Here is a 21,631-nt window from a genome sequence, read left to right as displayed (position 1 = left end):
GGACTTCTCAAGGCCCTGCACCCCTGAAGACCCCTCCCAGAAATCTGCCATGACCAACACCACCGCCGCCCGCCGTGCCCGCCTGCGCCAACTCGTCGAAGCCCGTCAGGGCCTGCTGATGCCCGGCGCCTTCAACGCCCTGTCGGCCCGCGTGATTGCCGACATGGGCTTCGAGACGGTCTACCTCTCAGGCGCGGGCCTGACCAATATGCAATTGGGTATGCCAGACCTGGCCTTCATCGGCCTGCAGGATGTGGCGCAAGCCACCTCGCAGATCCGGGGCACGGTAGACCTTCCGATGCTGGTGGACGGTGATACGGGCTTTGGCAACGCGGTCAACGTCTCGCACACGGTGCGCACCCTCGAGCGCGCCGGCGCCGACGCGATCCAGCTGGAAGACCAGGTCTTCCCCAAGCGCTGCGGTCACTTCAACGGCAAGGACGTGGCGCCACTGGGCGAGATGATCGGCAAGATCAAGGCCGCGCTCGATGCGCGCACCGACCCCAATTTCCTCATCGTCGCGCGCACCGATGCACGCAGCGTGCACGGCTTCGACGCCGCCGTTGAACGCGCGGCGCGCATGGCCGAGGCCGGCGCAGACCTGCTCTTCGTCGAAGCCACCGAGTCGGTCGATGAGGTGCGCAAGCTCCCGGCGCTGCTGCCGCTGCCGCAGGTGATGAACATCGTGATTGGCGGCAAAACCCCGCAGCTGCCGCAGTCTGAACTGGCCGAGTTGGGATTCGGCCTGGTGCTCTACGCCAACACCGCACTGCAAGGCGCGGTGCTGGGCATGCAGCGCGCACTGGGTGAACTGCAGGCCAAGGGAATCTTGCGGGAAGACCCCAGCCTGGTGATCCCCTTCATGGAGCGCCAGCGGCTGGTCGACAAGCCGCGCTTCGACGCCATGGAAAAGCAATACGCGCAGGGCGACTGAGCACCGCCCTCGATGCTCCGAAGAATCTTCGGTCGCGGCGATTTCGCCCCGTACATCGACTTTCAGCGCCTGCTGGCGTCGCGCCTCCTGGGCGCCACGGCCAACCAGATGTTGATGGTGGCGGTGGCTTGGCAGATCTACAACCTGACCGGCAGCGCCTGGGACCTGGGCCTGGTGGGCCTGCTGCAATTTTTGCCGGTGCTGGCCCTCACCCTGCTGGCTGGACACACCGCCGACCGCTACCCGCGCACCCGCATCATCGCGGTCTGCACCGCGCTGCAGGCCTTGGTGGCCGCCATCCTGCTCGCTACCACCCTCAGCGGAGACCTGGGGCGCAGCGACATCTTCGTCATCTCGGTGATCTTGGGTGTCGCCCGGGCTTTCCAGCACCCGGCCCAGGGCTCGCTGATCGGGGCGCTTCTACCGGCCAGCATTCTTCCGCGCGGCGCCGCCGTGAATGGCGCCACCATGCAGTCGACGGTGATTGCCGGACCGGCTATCGCCGGCCTGCTGTTCATGGAGACCGGGGTCACCGTGCATGCGATTGCCCTGTTGCTACTGGCGGGCTCACTGGCGCTCTCGCTGCGCATGACCCCCTCGAAGAGTGCTGCCCCCTCACAGCCAATAAGCTTGGACGCCCTGCTCGCCGGCCTGCGCTTCGTGAAGGCCAGTCCCATCTTGCTGGGTGCGCTCTCGCTGGACCTGATGGCGGTTCTTCTGGGCGGCGCGACCGCCTTGCTGCCCATGTATGCCAAGGACATCCTGCACGTGGGCTCGGAGGGCCTGGGGGCACTGCGAGCGGCCCCGGCCGTGGGCTCGGTGGCCTGCTCCCTGTTCCTGGCGCGCGATCCGCTGCACAGGCATGTAGGGCGCTGGATGTTCGCCGGTGTGGTGGTATTCGGACTGTCGACGCTGGTCTTTGGCCTGTCCACCTCCTTCTGGCTCTCCTTGGTGGCCCTGACCATTTCCGGCATTGGCGACATGGTGAGCGTGGTGATTCGCCAGACCCTCATGCAACTGGACACGCCCGACGAGATTCGGGGCCGGGTGGGTGCGGTCAACACCATCTTCATCGGCGCCAGCAACCAGCTCGGTGAGTTTGAGTCAGGCGCGGTGGCAGCGGCGTTCGGGCCGGTGGCCTCGGTGGTCAGCGGTGCCATCGGCACCCTAGTGGTGGCCGTGCTCTGGTTCCGGATGTTTCCGGTGCTGGCAAGGCGGGATACCTACCAGCAATCAGCGCCAGAAAGCGGGACCGGCCAGGAAGATACAGTGCGGCAGTAACCAAGCGCCACCATGAGCCATCCCATTCGATACGGCCTGATCGGTTGCGGGATGATGGGCCAGGAGCACCTGCGCAACATCGCCCTGCTTCCCGAGGCCCAAGTCACCTGTATTTTCGAACCCGATGAGGGCATGGCTGGACGCAGCCTGGCCCTGGCACCTGGCGCCCGACGCGTTTCCAGCCTAGCCGCGGTGGTTACCGCCAGCGATGTCGACTGCCTCGTCATCACCAGCCCCAACTTCCGGCACGCGCAGCAGCTGCACGAAATCGCGGCCCTGCGCAGCCTGCCGGTGCTGGTGGAAAAGCCCGCCTGCACCACCATCGAAGATGTACGCGCGCTGGCCGCTCTGGGCAGCCGCTACGCCGCACCGCTGTGGGTGGCAATGGAGTACCGATACATGCCGCCGGTGGCCCGCCTGGTGGAGGAGGTGCACCGCCAGACCCATACGGGTCCGGTGACCCTGCTGTCCATCCGCGAGCACCGCTTTCCCTTCCTGGTAAAGGTGGGCGACTGGAACCGCTTCAACCGCTACACCGGCGGCACCTTGGTGGAAAAGTGCTGCCACTTCTTCGACCTGATGCGGCACATGACGCAAAGCGAGCCGGTGCGGGTGTTTGCCTCCGGCTCGGCCGCCCACAACCACCAGGACGAGCGCTACCCCGAGGGCACACCCGACATCCTGGACAATGCCTTTGTGATCGTGGACTTCGCCAGCGGCCAGCGCGGGCTGCTGGAGCTGTGCATGTTTGCCGAGGGCTCCCGCTACCAGGAAGAAATCTCAGTCGTTGGGCCGCAGGCCAAGGTCGAGTGCCTGGTGCCCGGCCCAGGCCGCTTCTGGCCCGCCCACCTGGGCGAGCCGCCGGTACCCAAGGTGATCATCAGCCCGCGCGACCCCAAGGGCCCGCGCGAACTCGAGGTGCCGGTCGACCCGGTGGCACTGGACGCCGGCGACCACAATGGCTCAACGCTCTATCAGCACCAGCGTTTCCTGGCTGCGGTGCGCGGCCAGGGCCCGGTGGAGGTCAACCTGCACGATGGCCTGGCGGCAGTGGTCATGGGCCTGGCAGCCCAAGAGTCGATTGCCAGCGGACAGGCGATCGACCTGCGCAAAGACGAGCGTTTCCGCTGGTAGGTCGGGCCCGGGTGAGCGAGCCCAGGTGAGCTCTCTCCTTCAGCGGCCCAGGGCCTGCATCGCGCCAAACACCTGCTGCCAGTCGGCCAGTCCCATCGGGTGGCCGCCGGCACGCCGCACCAGGCGCACCCCGGGCATCACCACGCCAGCTGGCCCGTTCCAGGCGCGGGCGGCACGCGTCACCATCTTGCGGGTACCTTCGGGGTCAGCCCAGGCATCGCTGTCGGCCTGCAGCACCAGCAGGTGGCGCGGCGCCACTGCCGCCAGCAGCAAGTCCTGATCCAGCTCGCGGGCGGCCAGTTCGACCCGGCCCGCCTGCCCCTCGTGTGCCAGCCAATGCGGAAAGGCCTGCGCCAGGTCCTCCAGCCCTTCGCTGCCGGGGCCGTTGTCCCAGGAGCTGCCTGCTCCGGCCGCGCCGCTGTTGTGGGCAGCCACCAGGGCGAAACGCTCATCGCAGGCACCCGCCAGCAGGGCAGCCTTGCCCCCGCGCGAATGGCCTACGACGCCCACGCGCCCCGCATCCAGCCCCGGCACCTGCCGCAACAGGTCCAGCGCCCGCGACAAACTCCAGGCCCAGGCCGCCAGGGCCCCGAAGCGCGCCTCGGGAAAGCGCTCGAACAGTGGCCCGGCCCTCTGACCCTGCGGGGCGTCAAAGGCCAGCTCGGTGCGGTTGAACCAGGCCAGCGCCAAGCCGCCCGCCAGGGCCTCATGGCGGGCGTCGTCACCCAGGTAGGCCCAGCAGGCGTCGCCCGAAAGTAGCACCGGCACGGGCCCGGCGCCGACCGGCAACAGCACCTGCACCGCACAGCCGAGGCCTGGGGCATCGGCCAGCGTCCAACGCCAAGTCTGTAAGCGGGCGCCGGGCCACCGAGGAGGGAGGGATTCATGCAGCAGGTGCACCTGCAAGGCACCCGGCCCCGGGTCGGGGGGCAGGCCGCCGTACAGGATTTCTACCAGTAGGTTCAGGGGGTCTTCATTGGGTATGCTCATAGATGGATCCACCGGGCCGGCACACAAGCTGGCGATGCAACATTTTCACAAGGGCTGATCCGCCCCACAGGAGACCCCATGAAAACCACCACCCTGTCCCGCGCCGCTCTGCTGGCCGCCTTGGCTGCCGGCGCCGGCGCCGCTTCGGCTGCCGATGTCCGTGTCATGTGCTACCAGGACGGTATCGAGTGCGAAGTGACCAGCGAACTGGCCAAGCGTTTCGAGGCCCAGAACCCAGGCACCAAGATCATCGTCGACACCGTCCCCTACAAGACCATCGTCGAGCAGCTGCCCGTGCAACTGGCTGCCGGCCAGGGCCCGGACATTGCCCGGGTGACAGACCTCGGCGGACTGTCCAAGCACTACCTGGACATCTCCGCCAACCTGAAGAACCGCAAGTACTTCGACGACAACTTCGGCGCCACGGCCGGTTGGCTGCGCCCCTCGGCAAGCGACAGGGGAATCTACGGATTCATGTCCCAGCTGACCATGACCGGCCCCTATGTGAACAAGACCCTGTTTGATCAGGCCAAGGTCGCCCTCCCCGGCCCCAAGGCCACCTGGGACGACTGGGCCGACGCCGTGCGCAAGGTGTCAAAGGCCACTCAGACCAAGGCTGGCATGGCCTGGGATCGCTCCGGCCATCGCTTTGCCGGCCCGGCCATCAGCTACGGCGCCAAGATTTTCGACGCCAAGGGCGAGTTAGTGATCGACCCAGGTTACAGGACCGCGGTCACCAAGTTCGTCGGCTGGCACAAGGACGGCACCATGCTGCGCGAGGTGTGGGCCGGTTCGGGCGGATCGACGTATGCAGACTCGATCGGTGAATTCGTCAACGGCAACGTGGCCATGGTGCTCTCCGGCTCCTGGCAGATCAACCGGCTGCAAAAGGACGTGGGCACCAAGTTCGACTGGGTGGCCGTTCCCAACCCTTGCGGTCCGGCCGCCTGCTCTGGCATCCCTGGTGGTGCCGCCTGGGTGGCGCTCAAGACCAGCAAGGCCCCGAAGGAAACTGCGGCCTTCCTCGAGTTCATGGCTTCTGAGCAGGCCTACGCCGAGTTCACCGCCCGCACCGAGAACATTCCAGCCCACGCCGGGCTGGCCAAGAAGGGCATCGACTACGGCAAGGCCCTGCCGGGCGCCAAGGCGGCCCTCGGCGCCTTCAGCGCGGGTGTGGCCAATCTCTCCCCGGTCGCATTCCAGTTCCAGGGCTACAGGTTCAACCGCGCGATGATGCTGCCCACAGTGGCCCGAGTGACCCAGTCGGTGGTGGGCGAAATGAGCGTGGATGAGGCGCTGAACAAGATCAACGCCGACATGCAGGACGCAGTCAAGCAGGCCCAGAGGTAAGTCGGCGCCTGCCGCACTCCAAACACCCGCGGCGCCCCCTGGCGCCGCGGGTCATTTTTACCCCTCCCTATGCGTCTTCTCGCCGGGTTCTTCAACCTCTTCGAGCCGCTATTTCGCCTCGGGCAGCGCTGGCTTGGCCTGTCGCGACTGGGCTGGCTGTTCGTCGCCCCCAACCTGATCGTCTTCGGCCTGTTCACCTTCCTGCCGATCCTGATCAACCTCTGGTATGCCGTCACCGGCGGCGTGCAATTGATGCCCGCCGAGCGGCCCTTCACCGGTGCGGAAAACTTTCAGATCCTCTACGAGTGCCGCGACTACCTGGACATCTCCACCTGCCGCAAGGACGTGTTCTGGCGCGCCATGAGCAACACGCTCAAGTTCAGCGTGGTCCAGGTCACCCTCATGGTGGGGCTGTCGCTGGTGACCGCGCTGGTGCTCAATCGCAAGATCATCGGCCGCGGCTTCTGGCGTGGGGTGTTTTTCTATCCGGTACTGCTCTCGCCGGTGGTGGTGGCCCTGATCTGGAAATGGCTGCTGCAAAGCCAGGGCGTTTTCAACGCGGTATTGGTGGCCCAGGGCGCCCAAGCGGTGGAGTGGCTCACCAACAGCTCATGGGCATTTTTCTGGACTATCTTCGTCTCGATATGGGCCCACATGGGCTTTTACACCCTGATTTTGCTGGCCGGCCTGCAGGCCATCCCGCGTGACCTGTACGAGGCCGCCGAGATGGACCGCGCCTCGCACTGGCGCACGCTCACCCGCATCACATTGCCCCTGCTCATGCCCAATCTGATCGTGGTGCTCGTCCTAGCGATGATCCGCGCGGTGCAAATTTTCGATGAGGTGTTCATCCTCACCGGCGGCGGCCCGGGCTCGGCCACCACCTTCATCGTGCAGTTCATCTACCAGACCGGCTTCGCTGAGCAGATTCACCTGTATGGGCTGGCCGCTGCGGCCTCGCTGTCACTGGCGCTGCTGCTCATCGTGCTGACCCTGATACAACTCAAACTGACCCGCGCCAGCGAGGCCGGCCAGAAGGTACGCTGATGTCCATCTGGCAATTTCTTACCGCGACCCGGGGACGGCGGGGCCTGCATTGGACCGATACCGCCAGCTACGCCTACCTGGTGCTGGGCCTTTTCACCATGTTCGCCCCGGTGTTATGGCTGGTGATGTCTTCGCTCAAGACCGAAGCGGCCATCGGCAAGTTTCCGCCCACCTTTTTGCCCTACTCGCAAAAGACGGTGAAGGTCGAGGGGCATGACAAGCCCCTGCCCCTGTTCACGGTCAAGGACGAACAGGGCCAGCCGCGCGAGTTGGCCCAGGTGCGCCGCATCGGCATCATGGCCACCCTGGTCGATCCGGCACAGCCAAGCACCGAGATCCAGGTCAACATCAAGGAGCGGACTCCGGTAGAAAAAATCACCTGGGCCACTTCCAATTACACCGACCTGTTCGGCAAATTCACCTTCGGCAAGTACCTGTGGAATTCGGTGTTCATCACCGTCGTGGCCACCCTGCTCACCTTGTTGTTCAACTCGATGGCGGCCTTCGCTCTTTCTAAATACCGCTTCACCGGTCAGAAGGCAGTGTTTCTGCTGATCATCGCGACGCTGATGATTCCGCCCACCATCATCTTGGTGCCCGTCTTTCTTGTGATCAACAGCACCGGGTTGCTCAACTCTCTGTGGGGGGTGATCCTGCCAGCCGTGGCCACGCCCACCGGCGTGTTCCTGCTGCGCCAGTACATGCTCACCATCCCCGACGAGCTGATCGAGGCGGCGCGCATGGACCACGCCAGCGAGTGGCGCATTTACTGGCGCATCATCTTGCCGCTGTCGGCGCCCGCATTAGCGGTGCTAGCCATCTTCTCGGTCATGTGGCGCTGGAACGATTTCCTACTGCCGCTGATCGTGCTGTCCAAGTCCGAATTCTTCACTTTGCAGCTGGCGCTCAACTCCTTCCAGGGTGAGCTCAATACCCAGTGGCACTACCTCCTGGCCATGACCGTGATCACGCTGCTGCCCGTGACCGTCGTCTTTGCCTTCCTTCAGCGCTACATCACCACCGGCATCGCCAGCGCGGGGGTCAAGTGAGCGCCACCCCGACATCCTCCTGAAGTCCCACACGTGTCCACCCTCGAACTACGCTCCGTCACCAAGCGCTTCCAACAGGTCGACGTGATCCGCGGCGTCGACCTGCAGGTCCGACACGGCGAATTCGTCGTGTTTGTCGGACCCTCGGGCTGCGGCAAGTCCACCCTGCTTCGGCTGATCGCTGGCCTAGAGACCGCCAGTGGCGGCGACATCCTGATCGACGACCAGCGCGTCAACGACATCGGTGCAGCCGACCGCGGATGCGCGATGGTCTTTCAGTCCTACGCCCTCTACCCGCACATGACGGTGCGCGCCAACATGGCCTTTGGCCTCGAGAATGCCAAGGTGGCACGCCAGGAGATCAACCGTCTGGTGGGCGAGGCCGCCACCCTGCTGCGGTTAGACCCGCTGCTCGATCGCAAGCCCACCCAGCTCTCGGGGGGCCAGCGCCAACGGGTGGCCATCGGCCGCGCCATCGTGCGCGACCCGAAGATCTTCCTGTTCGACGAGCCACTGTCGAACCTGGATGCGGAACTGCGCGTCTCGATGCGCGCCGAGCTGCGCGAGTTGCACCAGCGACTGGGCGCCACCATGGTGTACGTGACCCACGATCAGGTCGAGGCCATGACCATGGCCGACCGGATCGTGGTGCTCCGCGACGGCCGCATCGAGCAGGTGGGCACCCCGCAGGCGCTCTATGAACGTCCCTGCAACACCTTCGTGGCCGGGTTCATCGGCAGCCCACGCATGAACTTCATCCCCGCGAGCCATGCCGCCGCTCTGGGCCGCGCCGGGAGCGGCCCAAGTCAAGCCTCGCAGCTGGGCGTACGCCCGGAGCATCTGCACCTGGCACCACAGGGCCAGGGTCTGGCGCTGACCCTGCGCGCCGCTGAGTACATGGGCGCCAACTCACTGGTGCAGGGTGATCTGGCTGATGGCACCCGTATCGAGACCCTGATCGAAGGCCCTGCGCCCGGCATCGGCCAGACCCTGTGGTTGCAGGCAGACGTCCACCACATTCACGCATTCGACGCACAAGGACTGCGCCTGGAGAACCTGGCATGACACCCTGGCAAGCCACTGCCTGGCGTTTCCAGGGCGACGACGCGGGCCGCGTGGCCACCACCAGTTTGGACGATGGCGGCGAGATGCAGGTGCGCTTTCTGGGCGAGACCCTGGCGCGGGTGTCGCTGCGCCCGGCAGGCGGCTGGCGCGAGCCGCGCACCTGGGCTGTCGCGCCGCAAGGCCAGGCCCCCTGGGAAGGGCGTGAACGGGAGGACCTGTCCGGCTTCAACTTGCCCGCCACCGGGGCCGAAGAGAACCGCTTTGGCACCTCGCAACTGTCCGTCACTCTAGCCACCGGTCCGCTGGGTCTGTGCTGGCACGCCTTCGGCGCAGACACTCCGGTGCTGCAAGACCGCGCCACCACCGCCTACCTGCGCCAGGGCCGCGGCGGCCTGGTGCGCCACTACCAGGCGCGCGACCGCGCTGACCGCTACTACGGGCTCGGTGACAAGACCGGCCCGCTGGACCTGCACGGCCGGCGCCTGCGCACCGCCGGCCTGGACGCTCTGGGCTATGACCCCGAGCGCGGCGACCCCCTGTACAAACACTGGCCCTTCATGATCAAGCGCGCCGGCAATGGTCAGTGGGTGGGCCTGTACTACGACACCCTGGCAGCCTGCACCTTCGACCTGGGCTGCGAGCACGACAACTACCACGACTTCTACCGCTACGTGGAGATCGACGATGGTGACCTGGACTACTACGTCATCGCGGGTCGCAGCCCGGCGGAGGTGATCGCCCAATTCGTGCAGCTCATTGGCGGCACGCAACTGCCTCCGCGCTGGTCCGCGGGTTTTGCCCAGACCGCCATGGGGCTGGCCGATGCGCCCGACGCGCAGGTGCAACTGGGCAAGTTTCTGGACGAGGCAATCGCCCACCGGGTGCCGGTGTCCTCTTTCCACTACGGCTCGGGCTACTCCAGCCGCGGCAAGCGCCGCTACGTGTTTACCTGGAACGCCAGCAAGTTCCCGGACCCGAAGGCGCTGAACGCCCGCTTCCACGAGGCAGGCCTGATGCTGGTGGCCAACACCAAGCCCTGTCTGCTCGACGACCACCCGGCCTTCGGTGCGGTGGAGGCTGCTGGCGGCTTCATCCAGGACGCGCGAACCGGCCAGCCGGTACTCGAACCCTTCTGGGATGGCCAGGGCTCACACCTCGACTTCAGCAACCCGACCACTCTGGCTTGGTGGAAAGACGGCCTCACCCGGATGGTGCTGAACTACGGCATTGACGCAGGCTGGAACGACAACAACGAGTACGCGATCAACGAGGATTACGCACAGTCCAGCGGCTTCGGGCGGCCCGTGCCTATGCATCGCTCGCGCGGCCTGCACCCGCTGCTGATGACGCGGGCCACCTACGAGGCGCAGCAGGCCCATTCGCCGCAGGCGCCGGTCTACACCATCACCCGTGGCGGCATGCCCGGCATCCAGCGCTATGCCCAGACTTGGACAGGCGACAACAGCAGTGACTGGCGCAACCTGCGGTGGAACCTCCGAACCGGCTTGCAGATGTCGCTCTCGGGCATGTTCAACGTCGGCCACGATGTGGGCGGCTTCTTCGGCCCCAGCCCCGGCCCCGAGCTGCTGGCGCGCTGGGTGCAGGCCTGCTGCCTGAACCCGCGCATGGTGATGAACTCCTGGAAGGCCGACGGGGTGACCACCGTGCCCTGGCTGCACCCGGAGGTCAGCGCCATCACCCGCAGCGCCATCGAGTTGCGCTACCGGCTCATGCCGTATCTGTGGTCTCTTTTCGAGCGCGCCGCCAGCCAGCACGAGCCCATCATCCGGCCAACTTTTTACGACTTTCCCGAAGACGCGCAGTGCTTGGAAGGGTGCGACGACTTCATGCTGGGGAGCAGCCTGCTGGTCGCCCCGGTGGTGGAAGAAGGCGCAACCCGCCGCCACATCTATCTGCCCCAACTGCCGCAGGGCGGCCAGTGGTTCGACTTCGAGACAGGCCAGGCCTACGCCAGCGGCCAGTGGCACACGGTGGACGCAGCGCTGGACAAGCTGCCCTTGTTTGCGCGCTCGGGGGCTGCGATTGCCTGCGCCGCCCCGGCCCCCGGCCAGGTCGCGCGGCATGACGACCCGGTGAGCGAGATCCGCCGCTTCTGACACCATCGGGCGGCCGCCGGGTCTCGCCGGGACTTGGGTCATGCCCTGCACGCGTGGCCCGCAGATGGCCCGCAGATGGCCCGCAAATACCCGTCGCGTGCCCGGGCTGTTCCTGAAAAGGCCGTGAGTCAGGGCACCTCGTGGCCGTTGGCCAAGGTGTAAAGCTCGAACCAGGTCTGGCGGTCCATCGGAACCTTCAGCGCATCGGCGATGCGGACGATGCGTTCGATCTGGTTGGTGCCCATGACCGGCTGTATGCCAGCCGGATGGTGCAGCAACCAGGCGACAGCCACAGCGCTGGTATCCGTGCCAGCCTCCCGCGCCAGCGCCGCCAGCCGGGGCGCGAGCCGGGCGGCGGCGGTACCCGCTTGGCCGGCCTGTGTGTGCAGCCGGCCGCCCCCGAGAGGCGACCAGGCCATCACCGGCATGCGGTGCTGCTGCGCGTGGGCCAGCTGGCCGTTGGTGAAAGGCGCGGTGTGCAGCAGGCCGAGCTCGATCTGTTGGGCCTGCAAACGGTGCTTCATGCGCGATTGCAGCAGGTCTGCATCCCAGGGCATGAAGTTGGACACGCCCACGCCGCGAACCTTGCCCGTATCAATGAGGCCGTCGAGACACGCACCGAGCTCGCCAGCATCCATCAGCGGGTCGGGGCGGTGAATGAGCAACAGGTCGATCACGTCCACCCCGATACGCGCGAGCGAACGATCGACACTGCTACGAACGTGCTGGGCGCTGGTGTCGTAGTGCTTGACGCGAGTACCAGGCCACTGGTCCGACATCAGCATGATGTCGGTCTTGGTGACCACCTCGATCTTGTCCTTGAGCGAGGGCTGCGCCCGCAGGGCCTGGCCAAAGAGCTGCTCACAGCTGTAGTTGCCGTAGATGTCGGCGTGGTCAAAGGTGGTGATGCCCTGCGCCAGGCAGGCCTCGATGCGGGCCACGTTGGCGTGCACCGAGCTGTCGGCGGCTTCCGACAGGCGCCACACGCCATAGGCCAGGCGGGACAGCGAGCGGCCGTTGGGAAGGGTCATGCGTCCGATGGCAGTGGACGTGGATGAAGTGGAGGGGTTGGGAGAGGTCATTGGCGTCTGCCCACGCCCAGAGGCGTGGCGGGGGTCTGTGTGGGCACGCGGCCATAGGCCTGTGCGAGGTTGACGGTCTTAAGCTGCGGAAGCACCTTGGTGCCGAAGATTTCGCATTCCTGCAGGTGTGGGTAGCCGGAGAAGATGAAGGCGCGGATGCCCATCTTCTGATACTCCTGAATTTCGGAAAGCACCTGGTCCACACTGCCCACGATGGCGGCGCCACAGCCACTGCGGGCGCGGCCGATGCCGGTCCAGAGGTGGGGCTCCACATAGCCTTCGTCATCGGCGCGGTCACGGTTGGCACTTTGCAGGGCCACGCCCAGGCTCACGGCGTCCAGCGCGCGGCCACGGATTTCAGCGCCCTTGCCGTCGTCGAGGCGAGAGACCAACTCGCGGGCGTATTCGCGGGCCTCGGCCTCGGTGTCACGAACGATCATGTGCACCCGCAGGCCGTAGTCCAGCATACGGCCGTATTTGGCGGCACGTTCGTGAGCGTCACGCATGCGCTGGGCAATGAGCGCCTTGGGCTCGGGCCACATCAGGTAGGTATCGCAGTGCGCGCCGCAAAGCTCCAGCGCGTCGGGGCTGTAGCCACCGAAGTACAGCAGCGGGCCACCGCTCTGGTAGGGGCGCACTGGGTCGGTGGACAGGCCCTTGATCTGGTAGATCTCGCCCGCGTAATCGATCTTGTCCTGAGTCCAGGCCTGCTTGAGAATTTCCACCACCTCCCAGGAGCGGCGGTAGCGGAAGGCGCTGTCGGCCACCTCGCCGGGGAAGTCCGACGAGATCACGTTCAGCGTGAGGCGCCCCTCAGTCATGTGGTCCAGCGTGGCGACCGTGCGGGCCAGCATGGCCGGCTGCACCTCGCCGCATCGGATGGCGGCCAACATGCTCATCGCCTTCAATCGAGGGGCCATGCCGGCGACGAAGCTCAGCGTGTCCTGGCCAACCTGATAGGACGAGGGACACAAGATGTTGCGAAAGCCCAGTTCCTCGGCGCGCTGGGTGATGCGGCTGGTGTGGGCCCAGCTGCTGCGCAACTCGCCCTCGGGAACGCCGAGATAGCGGAAATCATCAGAGCACAGGGGCGCGAACCACGCGACCTCTGCGCCCTCGATGTCCGCACCGCGGACCGGAACAATGCTCATGAAAACACCTCTGGGATAGAGCCCGAACAGGCCAAAAGTCCAGCCTTGCTTGAAGTAATTGAATGATAGAGGAGCCCGCGACTCACGCCGGGCGGCGGCAGGAACCGCAGGCAGTTCCGCCGGAGGGCTTCACGCCGAAGGACTGACGCAGCGAAAGCCGCTCCACGGACCGGCAGCCACCAGGGCGACTCCGGCTTGTCGGCGCAGGCAACAGGATGAAGCCTGCCCCGAGGCAGAACGCCCCTGGATCAACCCGCCGCCTCTTCCTCACTCTTACCCAAGGCCCGGTAGCCCGCGAGCACCTGGTCCCAAGGCACCACCCCGACGCGGTCGGCCCACACCTGCCAGGCATCGGCCAGTTCACGGACGGTGTCCGGATGCACGGAGGCGAGGTCTCGGGTCTCGGCCCGATCGGTGTCCATGTCGTACAGCTCCCAGGGCTTGGGGTACTCACGCACCAGCTTCCAGCGGCCGCGCCTCACGGCGGCATTGCCGGTGTGTTCCCAGAAGAGGGTGTGGCAGGCTGATGTGGCTGAATCGGTCGGAGGGGTCGTCCCAGTCGTCGCAGCAGGCGCACCCTGCCCGCGCAACGAAGGCAGGAAGCTGACTCCCTCGCAAGCAGGTAAGTCCCGCCCACCGAGTTGACGCGGGTAAGTCACCTGAGCGGCTTCGAGCACCGTTGGCAAGATATCCGTGAGCTGAAAGGGCCCGCGCACGATGGCGCCCGCCGGCAGATGACCGGCTGGCCAGCGGATGATCAACGGGGTGGAAATGCCGCCCTCATGGGTCCACCTTTTGTAAAGCCGAAAGGGAGTGTTCGAGAGATTGGCCCAGGCTCGCCCGTAGCTGGCGAAGGTGTCTTCGGTGCCGGGGTTGATCGACGGCTCATTGCCAACTTGCAACTCATTGCCATTGCGGGGCTTGAGCCTGTCCAGATCGGGCCTGCGCTTCTTGAAGGCCTCAGCGCTCCCATCCAAGGGCAGCACTTCGGCGCACGCGCCGTTGTCGGAGAGGAAGATGACGAGGGTGTTGTCGAGACGCCCCGCTGCATCGAGCGCGTCCAGGATCTGGCCAATGCCTTGGTCCATGCGGTGAAGCTGCGCCGCGTACACCTCCATGCGCCGCGCTTCCCAGGCCTTGTGATCGGCCTGTTCCCAGGCCGGCTCGCCCGGGTCACGCGGACAGTCCGCGAGGGAGTCCAAACTCCCGGCCAGCAGGCCCGACTCACGCAGGCGCTCAAGGCGCTGCTGGCGCAGCGCATCCCAGCCCGCGTCATAGCGCCCCCTGAATTTCGCGATGTCCTCCTCGAGCGCCTGCAAAGGCCAATGGGGTGCGGTGTAGGCGACGTACAAAAAGAGAGGATCGTCGCTGTCGCCCTGATCGCGGACAAAGGCACAGGCCTCACGCGAGATGGCATCGGTGTAGTAGTAGCCAGGGTCCTGCGTCGCTTCGGCTTCGGCAGGGGTCTCGTTGCGGGTCAAGGTCGCCGGCTGGAAGTACGAGCAGGACCCGGCCAGGGTTCCATAGAAGCGCTCGAAGCCGCGCTCGGTGGGCCAGGCGCCGTTGGGCGCCTTGGTGTTGGAAGCCAAATGCCATTTACCCGAGAGACAGGTGGCATAGCCGGCATCAGACAGGATTTCTGCCAGGGTGGCGCAGTTGTCGTTCAATGAACCACGGTAACCGTGCGGGCGGTCGTCCTTGGTCAGAATGCCTACGCCGGTCTGGTGCGGGTGCAATCCGGTCAGGAGGGAGGCGCGGGACGGACTGCAGCGGGCCGTGTTGTAGAACTGCGAGAACCGCGCCCCCTCTTTCGCGAGGCGGTCGATATGGGGCGTGTCGATTTCGCTGCCATAGCAGCCGATGTCGGAATAGCCCATGTCATCGGCCATGACCAGGACAATGTCGGGCTTGCGCGACATGTTGCGGACGCGGTAAGGCAGGACGAACGCGTCAGTCGAAGGTGATCTTCGCCTTCTTCACCAAGGCCCCGATTTGTTCGTAGGAGCGTTGCAGCGCCTGCCCGTATTCCGCCGGCGTCGAGACGTAAGTGGCAAAGCCGGCACCCTCGAGCTGCGCGCGAATCTCGGGTTGTTCGGCAATCTTTTGCACTTCAGCATTGAGCCGGGCGACCGCTTGCGCCGGCGACCCCGCCGGCATCAGCAGGCCCCAGTAGTTGCCAAAAGAAAAGCCGGCCACACCCGACTCACCAATCGAAGGCACGTTGGGCAGTGAGGGGATGCGATCAGCCGTGACCGCCAGCGCCTTCAGTCTGCCAGCCTTCACTTGAGCAAAGGCGGTTCCGTCGATCAGCAGGTCAATGTGACCACCCAGCAGATCATTGAGCGCAGGCGCCCCGCCTCGGTAGGGAACGTGGACGATGTCCACACCGGCTGCGGCCTGGAGCGCCTCCAGGCACAGGTGGCCGATGGTGCCGTTGCCCGCAGTGCCGCATTTGTACTTGCCGGGGTTGGCCTTGGCCATGGCGAGGAATTCCTGGAAGGTTTTCGCCGGCATGGTGGGCAGCGCGGTCACCACGATTGAGACCTTGGCCAGCGCGGAAATCGGCATGAAATCCTTGGCGGGGTCATAGGGGACATTGGCCTGCGCGTAGCGACTGACGACCAGGTCGCTCAAGTTGCCCAGGGCAATGGTGTGACCGTCGGGGGCGGCGCGGGCCGCCGCCGTGATGCCGATGACACCACCGGCGCCACCCCGGTTGTCGACCACCACCGGCTGGCCCAGGGCCTTGGCGAGCGGCGCCGCAAAGATGCGGGCCAGGATGTCCGTGTTGCCACCCGGGGGGTTGGGCACGATCAGAGAAATCGCCTTCGAAGGGTAGGCCGCCTGGGCCCAGCCCGAGGCGGGTAGTGCAAGACCTGCCGCCGTCGTCGCCATCGCGCCCAAGAGGGTGCGGCGCTGGCTGGAAGGAAGGAAGGCTGCGAGCGACTGGGCTTGGGAAGGCGTGTTTTTCAGCGGCATGGTCTAAGTCCAAACAGAGGTGTGAGGGCAGGCGAAGGCCTGGTTCGGCCCCTGCGAGCAATCTAGGCCCTGACCCAGGAGGTTGATAGCACCTGACAGGGCAGGCAGGTCATGCCTCTGGAGATATACCAAAGACACAGCTTCAAGCACGTGCAAGCAGATGCAAACAGGCGCCACCGCCCTTTAGGCGTGGGAAGGAAACACCTTCCGGACCTGCCGGCGCACGATGTCCCGCACAGCCAAGGTGGCCTGCGAGGGCACCGTCTGTGTGGAGACGCGCAGCACGATGTTGCGGTCCAGACTGGGCCGCACGATTCGTGCGGCTTGCAATTGCCCGGTGGCTACTTCCGAGCGAACCGCGGTGAGACCCATGATCGCGTAGAGCCCACCCGCCACCACCAGACGCTTTTGCAGATGCAGTGCGTCGCATTCGAGCTGGACGTTCAGCCGAATGCCGCTGCGCCGGGCCCAGTGTTCCAGCACACTGTGGAAGGCGTAGGGTTGCCCTGGTACGACCAGAGGCAGGTCATGGAGCGCTTCGAACGGCAGCTCCTTCTTGGCGGTGAGGCGATCACCCGGCGGCCCCACCAGCACGTGCGGCATGCGCCCGACGGCATCGCCCCGGCCACTTCGCCCGCGGGTGTTTTCGGAAAACAAGGCGATGTCCAGCGCGCCGCGCTCCAGGCTCTCGGAGATGCGGCCGCTCATGCCGGGCACCAGGTGCAGCCGGATCTCGGGAAACTTCTTCCGGGTCTCGGCCAGGACGGGTGCACAAACCTCGTCGGCGAGCGATTCGATGATGCCCAGGCGCACCAGCCCCGCCGGCTCTCGAAGCTGCCCCGTCGCATCCTCGGTGAGCGCTTGGCCTTGCTGCACCCAGGCCTGCACCCGTGGGTACAGGCTCTGACCGACTTCATTGAGGCGCACGCCTCGCGGAGTGCGCTCGAACAGCTTGCCGCCGCAGGCCCGCTCGATGGCACCGAGTTGCCGGCTGATCGCCGATTGCGCAACATCGCGCGCCGCAGCGGTTTCGGTGAGGCTTCCCCGCTCGGCGATCTGCAAAAAAAGTTGCCACTGGTCAACGGAGAGAGGTGATTTCATGGCGCTCATTTGGACACGGGTTAGGCGCAGCTTATGGGGCGGAACCCGCGCTGAAGCGGTATTGAACCGTGCCGCGTCGGGTCTCACCGGCGGGCACGACGGCCGACGGGAAATTCGGCTGGTTAGGCGCATCGGGGAACTGCTGGGGCTCCAGGCAAAAGCCCGCGCCAGGGCCGTAGATATGGCCCTCCTTGCCCCGGCAGGAGGGCAGCTCCCCTGAGAGCCCGTGGCCGGAGTACACCTGAATGGCCGGTGCGTCCGACCACACCTCCATCGACAGGCCACTGCCGGCTGCGTGCGCACGCGCCATGCGCCGCAGCCCACCGTCTGCGCCGGGCGGCACGACGAGGCAATGGTCAATGCCGGTGCCCAGGACTTGCCTTGCCGCGTCCAGCGTCTGTCCTTCCCGGAAGTCCAGCGGGCCGCCGGCCACGGGGTCGATGTCACCGGTGGGCAAGCGTGTCGCATCGAGCCGCAGAACCTGCGCGGCATCGGTCTGCAAAAGCGTACTGCCCGCGCTTCCCAAACCATCTCCCTCAAGGTTGAAGAAGGGGTGTGGGGTGAAATTGAGGACGGTCGATCGGCCCGTGACCCGTGCCTCCCAGGTGATGGACAAGGTGCCGGGGTCTGAGAGCGCGTAGCACACGGCCAGATCGACGTCGCCCGGGAATCCGTCCTCTTCTTCGCGAAACGTCCAACCCAAGGTGACCGCCTGCGCGGACTGGGACACCAAGCGGAACATCTGGTGCCGGCTGCCCCTGGGGCCGCCGTGGATGCAGTGCTGGCCATCATTGGCCGGCAACTGCCAACTGCGCCCCTCGAGCGCAAAGCGGGCCTGCCCGATGCGGTTCGCATAGCGGCCGATGAAGGCGCCCAGTGAGGGAACGCCCCCCAGCACCCGCTCCAGACTGTCGTGGCCCAGGACGACATCCCGGGGACGGCCCTCACGGTCTGGCACCACCAGTTGCAGCAGCCTCGCGCCATGCGCGCACACGGCGGCACGCAGCCCGCCGGGCGTGGCGATGGGAAACAAAACACTCTGGCCTGACTCGCCATGAATGAACCTCGAAGGGTCCAGTGGCGAAGGGGTGGGGATGGCCATGTCGTACGATAACCGAACTCTTTTCCGACACATGGCCATGCTCGACCAACCCGTCACACCCATCACCTTTCAACGTCTGCTCCTAACGGGTGCCGCTGGCGGACTGGGCCGCGTTTTGCGGCCGCGCCTCAAGCGCTATTGCGAGTCGCTGCGCCTGACCGACATCGCGCCCCTTGATGCGGCGCAGGCCGGTGAGGAATGCGTGCAGATGGATCTGGCCGATGCAGCGGCCGCGCAAAAACTGCTGCACGGCGTCGACGCGGTGGTGCACCTGGGCGGCGTGTCCACCGAGCAGGCCTGGGAGCCTATCCTCGCCGGCAACATCGTGGGCCTGTACAACCTCTACGAGGCCGCGCGCAAGAACGGCGTCAAACGGGTGATCTTCGCCAGCTCCAACCACGTGATGGGCTTTTGGCGGCAAGACCAGGTGGTTGACGCCGACAGCGCGCCGCGCCCCGACGGCTTATATGGCTTGTCCAAGGCCTTCGGTGAAGACGTGGCACGCCTGTACTGGGACCGCTTCGGCATTGAGACGCTGGTGGTGCGCATCGGCTCTTCTTTCCCCGAGCCCGCCAACCGCCGCATGCTGGCCACCTGGCTCTCCTACGACGACCTGGAGCGCCTGGTGGTCGCGGGCCTCACCGCACCGGTGGTGGGCTGGAGCGTCATCTACGGCATCTCGGATAACGCCACCGCCTTTTATGACAACACCAAGGCCCGCCACATTGGCTACCGGCCGCGTGACAGCGCCGACGCGTTCCGCCACCAGGTCGAGGCAGTGCAGCCCACACTCGACCTGAGCGATCCGGCCAACCTCTATCAGGGCGGCGCCTTCGTGCGCTCGGGCCATTTCGAATGAGCCAGGTCCTCACACCCGCGGTCGATGTTGTCTCCACCACCCGCGACCGGGTCGGCGAGAGCCCGGTCTGGCACGCCGCCGAGCAGGCGCTGTACTGGGTGGACATCGAGGGCCGCTTCATCCGCCGGTTCGACTGGGCGACGCGTAGCACTCGCAGCTGGCAGACCGACGAGCGGGTGGCCTGCATCGCCCTGCGCGCGGGTGGCGGCCTGGTGTCGGGCATGGAAAGCGGCCTGTTCGCGGTCGACCTGCCCGAGGCGGGCGAAAAGGCCGATGCCCGCCTGCTGCAAACCATGACCCACCCACGCACTGGCATGCGCTTCAACGACGGTCGCTGTGACCGCCAGGGTCGCCTGTGGGCCAGCACCATGGTGATGGACATGGGGCTGGCTGCTGCCGACGGCGTGCTGCTTCGCTTTGACACGAACGGCCTGTCAGAGCCCTTGGTGCGAGGTCTACTCACCGGCAACGGCCTCGGGTTCAGCCCTGACGGACGGGTGATGTACCTCTCAGACTCGCACCCGAAAGTACAACGCATTTGGCGCTTTGAGCTTGGCGACGACGGCGTGCCACACGGGCAGCGCGAGTTCGTCGACATGAACCTGTACCCCGGCCGACCGGACGGTGCGGCGGTCGACGCCGAGGGCTGCTACTGGATCTGCGGCAACGACGCCGGCCAGGTGCACCGCTTCACCCCTGAGGGCCGCCTAGACCGCTCCCTGCAATTGCCCGTGAGCAAGCCGGCCATGTGCAGCTTTGGTGGGCCGAGCATGGAGTGGCTGTTTGTCACCAGCATCCCACCGGCGCAGCCCGCGCCGGGTTTTGATGCGAGCCTGGACGGTGCGGTGCTGATGCTGCGGCCGGGTGTTCGGGGGATTGCGGAGGTGCCGTTCAGCGGGTGGAAGCCGAGTCTGCACACGGCCTCTGCGCCAGTGGGCGCGGCGTGACCCATCTGGTTGTCATGGGCGTGGCCGGCTGCGGCAAGTCGTCGCTGGCGCGTCACCTGGCCGAGCGGCTTGGCTGCGAAATGCTGGAGGGCGACGACTACCACCCTGCGGCCAACCAGGAGAAGATGCGCAGCGGCATCCCCTTGGAAGATGCTGACCGTGATCCCTGGCTACGCGCCTTGGGCGAGCAACTGGCGCTCCGTCAAAGCCGTGTTGTTTTGGCCTGTTCCTCACTCAAGCGAAAGTACCGTAGCCTGCTGCGCGCGGCCGATCCCGCTTTGCGTTTTGTGTACATCGAGATCGACATCCAGACCGCCGCTCAGCGTGTGGGCAGTCGTTCCGAGCACCTGTTTCCTACCACCTTGGTGAACTCTCAGTTCGCCGCCCTGGAGTCGCCGGTGGGTGAGGCGGACGTGCTGCGCGTGTCTGGCTTGCAGTCCACTCAGGAGCAGCTTGACGCGATCGCTGCCTGGCTGGGCATCACTCGGCACATGGCAGCGCAACCTGCGCCTTGACGCCCCTCTGCAAGCGCACGCAGGCGATGAAGGTCCTACTGGACTTTCGCTGAGTGATCAGCCAATCAGCGCGTCAATCACGACCCTCGGGTTGTGATTGACAATATTGAGCAGCACCAGCGCAGGCCCGTGCGGTTGCCAGCCCCCCGCTTTCCCAGTGCCTCAAGGTCGCCGTGGAAACGCAAAAGCGGGCAGCGAAACTGTTCGCGGTAGGGACAGTGGCGGCTTGGGTTACCCGATATCGCGGCGCGCGCCGACGCGATCTGCCGGCGCGCTTGCGCTAGCGTCGGCCGATGAAAAACAGACACCTTCTCTGCGGGACTGGCGCGGAAAGATGGGGCCTGGCAGCGGTCGCGGCCCTGCTGGCCCTGAGCGCGGCCTCCGCCTGGGCCTTGGAGGAACCCAGGCCACCACCGCGGCACGCCGCAGGGCAGGCCTGTCACGCGGTCAGCCGCCAGGCCTGCGAGGTCGCCCACGCCCTGGGCCGCGGCGTGAACCTGGGCAATGCGCTGGACGCGCCGCGCGAAGGCGACTGGGGCCTCCGGCTGGAGCCTGCGCTACTCGACCGGGCGACCCGCCACTTTCAGACGGTTCGCCTGCCGGTGCGCTGGAGCAACCATGCCTCGCCAGACGCACAGGCGCGTCTGGACGAGACCTTCGCTCGCCGAGTGGATGCGGCGATCGAACGGCTGCTGGCTGGCGGCGGCTTTGTCATCCTGGACATGCACCACTACAAGCAGTTGACTGGCGGTTCGAGACACCCGAACGAGTTTGCGGTGGACCCGGCGGTGGTCGAGGCACGGCTGGTGAACCTGTGGCGGCAGATCGCCGCACGCTACCGAGACCGGCCGCCACGCCTGCTGTTCGAATTGCTCAATGAGCCGGAGGGAGAAGCGCGGGATACGTTGGGTCAGGCACCCGGCGCGGC

General features: G+C 66.1%; 19 protein-coding genes. 12 read left to right on the top strand and 7 right to left on the bottom strand.

The features are described 5' to 3' along the window. Positions 1-49: 49 nt before the first annotated feature. The 3 genes from QE494_RS14995 to QE494_RS14985 are packed head-to-tail and all read left to right on the top strand — an operon-like array spanning position 50 to position 3,349. Positions 50-934 (top strand): oxaloacetate decarboxylase, encoded by an 885-nt coding sequence (locus QE494_RS14995; protein ID WP_300044431.1) that lies wholly within the window; start codon positions 50-52, stop codon positions 932-934. 12 nt (positions 935-946) lie between these two features. Continuing rightward, on the top strand, positions 947-2,215 hold the full coding sequence (locus tag QE494_RS14990) for an MFS transporter (protein WP_300044430.1): 1,269 nt from the start codon (positions 947-949) through the stop codon (positions 2,213-2,215). A 12-nt stretch (positions 2,216-2,227) separates the two neighbouring features. Next, positions 2,228-3,349, top strand: coding sequence for a Gfo/Idh/MocA family protein (locus tag QE494_RS14985; protein ID WP_300044429.1), 1,122 nt, complete (start codon positions 2,228-2,230; stop codon positions 3,347-3,349). A 39-nt stretch (positions 3,350-3,388) separates the two neighbouring features. On the opposite strand, the gene QE494_RS14980 is transcribed toward QE494_RS14985, so the two are convergent. Beyond that, on the bottom strand, positions 3,389-4,339 hold the full coding sequence (locus QE494_RS14980) for a S9 family peptidase (RefSeq protein ID WP_300044428.1): 951 nt from the start codon (positions 4,337-4,339) through the stop codon (positions 3,389-3,391). Between the two features lie 78 nt (positions 4,340-4,417). Here QE494_RS14980 and QE494_RS14975 point away from each other — a divergent pair, with 78 nt between their 5' ends. From QE494_RS14975 to QE494_RS14955, 5 genes are all read left to right on the top strand, one after another. After that, positions 4,418-5,689 (top strand): ABC transporter substrate-binding protein, encoded by a 1,272-nt coding sequence (locus QE494_RS14975; RefSeq protein WP_300044427.1) that lies wholly within the window; start codon positions 4,418-4,420, stop codon positions 5,687-5,689. 69 nt (positions 5,690-5,758) lie between these two features. Next, on the top strand, positions 5,759-6,736 hold the full coding sequence (locus tag QE494_RS14970) for a carbohydrate ABC transporter permease (protein WP_300044426.1): 978 nt from the start codon (positions 5,759-5,761) through the stop codon (positions 6,734-6,736). Then, the gene (locus tag QE494_RS14965; RefSeq protein WP_300044425.1) at positions 6,736-7,785 is read left to right on the top strand and encodes a carbohydrate ABC transporter permease; all 1,050 of its coding nucleotides are present in this window, start codon (positions 6,736-6,738) and stop codon (positions 7,783-7,785) included. Before QE494_RS14970 ends, QE494_RS14965 begins: the two co-directional genes overlap by 1 nt. 33 nt (positions 7,786-7,818) lie before the next feature. Next, positions 7,819-8,850, top strand: coding sequence for an ABC transporter ATP-binding protein (locus QE494_RS14960; RefSeq protein WP_300044424.1), 1,032 nt, complete (start codon positions 7,819-7,821; stop codon positions 8,848-8,850). Next, entirely contained in the window at positions 8,847-10,967 is a 2,121-nt protein-coding gene (locus QE494_RS14955) for a TIM-barrel domain-containing protein (protein WP_300044423.1), read from the top strand. Before QE494_RS14960 ends, QE494_RS14955 begins: the two co-directional genes overlap by 4 nt. Positions 10,968-11,095: 128 nt before the next feature. Here the strand turns inward: QE494_RS14955 and QE494_RS14950 are convergent, their stop codons facing one another. From QE494_RS14950 to QE494_RS14925, 6 genes are all read right to left on the bottom strand, one after another. Then, on the bottom strand, positions 11,096-11,998 hold the full coding sequence (locus tag QE494_RS14950) for an aldo/keto reductase family oxidoreductase (RefSeq protein WP_300044422.1): 903 nt from the start codon (positions 11,996-11,998) through the stop codon (positions 11,096-11,098). Positions 11,999-12,045: 47 nt separating this feature from the next. After that, the gene (locus QE494_RS14945) at positions 12,046-13,200 is read right to left on the bottom strand and encodes an LLM class flavin-dependent oxidoreductase (protein ID WP_300044421.1); all 1,155 of its coding nucleotides are present in this window, start codon (positions 13,198-13,200) and stop codon (positions 12,046-12,048) included. A gap of 248 nt (positions 13,201-13,448) precedes the next feature. Then, positions 13,449-15,119 (bottom strand): arylsulfatase, encoded by a 1,671-nt coding sequence (locus QE494_RS14940; RefSeq protein ID WP_300044420.1) that lies wholly within the window; start codon positions 15,117-15,119, stop codon positions 13,449-13,451. A gap of 31 nt (positions 15,120-15,150) precedes the next feature. Continuing rightward, a complete protein-coding gene (locus QE494_RS14935) occupies positions 15,151-16,179 on the bottom strand; it encodes a tripartite tricarboxylate transporter substrate binding protein (RefSeq protein WP_300044419.1) in 1,029 nt (342 codons plus the stop codon). A 183-nt stretch (positions 16,180-16,362) separates the two neighbouring features. Then, positions 16,363-17,280: a LysR family transcriptional regulator gene (locus QE494_RS14930; RefSeq protein ID WP_300044418.1), complete on the bottom strand. Its 918-nt coding sequence runs from the start codon at positions 17,278-17,280 to the stop codon at positions 16,363-16,365. Between the two features lie 31 nt (positions 17,281-17,311). Further along, positions 17,312-18,382 (bottom strand): aldose epimerase family protein, encoded by a 1,071-nt coding sequence (locus QE494_RS14925; RefSeq protein ID WP_300044417.1) that lies wholly within the window; start codon positions 18,380-18,382, stop codon positions 17,312-17,314. A 37-nt stretch (positions 18,383-18,419) separates the two neighbouring features. Here QE494_RS14925 and QE494_RS14920 point away from each other — a divergent pair, with 37 nt between their 5' ends. The 4 genes from QE494_RS14920 to QE494_RS14905 form a co-directional block, all read left to right on the top strand. Next, positions 18,420-19,241 carry an NAD(P)-dependent oxidoreductase gene (locus QE494_RS14920; RefSeq protein ID WP_300044457.1) on the top strand — a complete coding sequence of 274 codons (822 nt, stop codon included), beginning with the start codon at positions 18,420-18,422 and terminating at the stop codon, positions 19,239-19,241. Beyond that, on the top strand, positions 19,238-20,188 hold the full coding sequence (locus tag QE494_RS14915) for an SMP-30/gluconolactonase/LRE family protein (protein WP_300044416.1): 951 nt from the start codon (positions 19,238-19,240) through the stop codon (positions 20,186-20,188). Before QE494_RS14920 ends, QE494_RS14915 begins: the two co-directional genes overlap by 4 nt. After that, a complete protein-coding gene (locus QE494_RS14910; protein ID WP_300044415.1) occupies positions 20,185-20,703 on the top strand; it encodes a gluconokinase in 519 nt (172 codons plus the stop codon). The genes QE494_RS14915 and QE494_RS14910 overlap by 4 nt, the downstream gene beginning before the upstream one ends. Positions 20,704-20,996: 293 nt before the next feature. Then, a partial coding sequence (locus tag QE494_RS14905) for a glycoside hydrolase family 5 protein (RefSeq protein ID WP_300044414.1) occupies positions 20,997-21,631 on the top strand: 635 nt, incomplete at its 3' end.

This window comes from Ramlibacter sp., from assembly GCF_029866045.1.
In the GTDB taxonomy this organism is placed as follows: domain Bacteria; phylum Pseudomonadota; class Gammaproteobacteria; order Burkholderiales; family Burkholderiaceae_C; genus Ramlibacter.
This window is presented reverse-complemented; position numbering and strand designations above follow the sequence as displayed.